The organism is Vibrio hepatarius (genome assembly GCF_001274785.1).
Lineage (GTDB): Bacteria > Pseudomonadota > Gammaproteobacteria > Enterobacterales > Vibrionaceae > Vibrio > Vibrio hepatarius.
This window is the reverse complement of record NZ_LHPI01000022.1, coordinates 1-1,661: the sequence shown is the minus strand read 5'-3', so window position 1 is coordinate 1,661 and position 1,661 is coordinate 1. Positions and strand designations below refer to the sequence as shown.

At 52.5% G+C, this 1,661-nt stretch carries 1 rRNA gene; it reads left to right on the top strand.

The features are described from left to right. Positions 1–68 precede the first annotated feature (68 nt). A 16S ribosomal RNA gene (locus AKJ31_RS19140) occupies positions 69–1,623 on the top strand. Positions 1,624–1,661 lie beyond the last annotated feature (38 nt).

The window sequence follows — 1,661 nt, the reverse complement described above, 5'->3', positions numbered from 1 at the left end:
GATTCAGCACAGTCAATTCAAACATTACTTTATGTAATGTTCAGTATTCATTGAGCCGACAAAATCTTAAATTGAAGAGTTTGATCATGGCTCAGATTGAACGCTGGCGGCAGGCCTAACACATGCAAGTCGAGCGGAAACGAGTTCACTGAACCTTCGGGGAACGTGAACGGCGTCGAGCGGCGGACGGGTGAGTAATGCCTGGGAAATTGCCCTGATGTGGGGGATAACCATTGGAAACGATGGCTAATACCGCATAATAGCTTCGGCTCAAAGAGGGGGACCTTCGGGCCTCTCGCGTCAGGATATGCCCAGGTGGGATTAGCTAGTTGGTGAGGTAAGGGCTCACCAAGGCAACGATCCCTAGCTGGTCTGAGAGGATGATCAGCCACACTGGAACTGAGACACGGTCCAGACTCCTACGGGAGGCAGCAGTGGGGAATATTGCACAATGGGCGCAAGCCTGATGCAGCCATGCCGCGTGTATGAAGAAGGCCTTCGGGTTGTAAAGTACTTTCAGCAGTGAGGAAGGTTCATACGTTAATAGCGTATGGATTTGACGTTAGCTGCAGAAGAAGCACCGGCTAACTCCGTGCCAGCAGCCGCGGTAATACGGAGGGTGCGAGCGTTAATCGGAATTACTGGGCGTAAAGCGCATGCAGGTGGTTTGTTAAGTCAGATGTGAAAGCCCGGGGCTCAACCTCGGAATTGCATTTGAAACTGGCAGACTAGAGTACTGTAGAGGGGGGTAGAATTTCAGGTGTAGCGGTGAAATGCGTAGAGATCTGAAGGAATACCGGTGGCGAAGGCGGCCCCCTGGACAGATACTGACACTCAGATGCGAAAGCGTGGGGAGCAAACAGGATTAGATACCCTGGTAGTCCACGCCGTAAACGATGTCTACTTGGAGGTTGTGGCCTTGAGCCGTGGCTTTCGGAGCTAACGCGTTAAGTAGACCGCCTGGGGAGTACGGTCGCAAGATTAAAACTCAAATGAATTGACGGGGGCCCGCACAAGCGGTGGAGCATGTGGTTTAATTCGATGCAACGCGAAGAACCTTACCTACTCTTGACATCCAGAGAACTTTCCAGAGATGGATTGGTGCCTTCGGGAACTCTGAGACAGGTGCTGCATGGCTGTCGTCAGCTCGTGTTGTGAAATGTTGGGTTAAGTCCCGCAACGAGCGCAACCCTTATCCTTGTTTGCCAGCGAGTAATGTCGGGAACTCCAGGGAGACTGCCGGTGATAAACCGGAGGAAGGTGGGGACGACGTCAAGTCATCATGGCCCTTACGAGTAGGGCTACACACGTGCTACAATGGCGCATACAGAGGGCGGCCAACTTGCGAGAGTGAGCGAATCCCAAAAAGTGCGTCGTAGTCCGGATCGGAGTCTGCAACTCGACTCCGTGAAGTCGGAATCGCTAGTAATCGTGGATCAGAATGCCACGGTGAATACGTTCCCGGGCCTTGTACACACCGCCCGTCACACCATGGGAGTGGGCTGCAAAAGAAGTAGGTAGTTTAACCTTTCGGGGAGGACGCTTACCACTTTGTGGTTCATGACTGGGGTGAAGTCGTAACAAGGTAGCGCTAGGGGAACCTGGCGCTGGATCACCTCCTTATACGATGATTATTGCGATGAGTGTTCACACAGATTGAT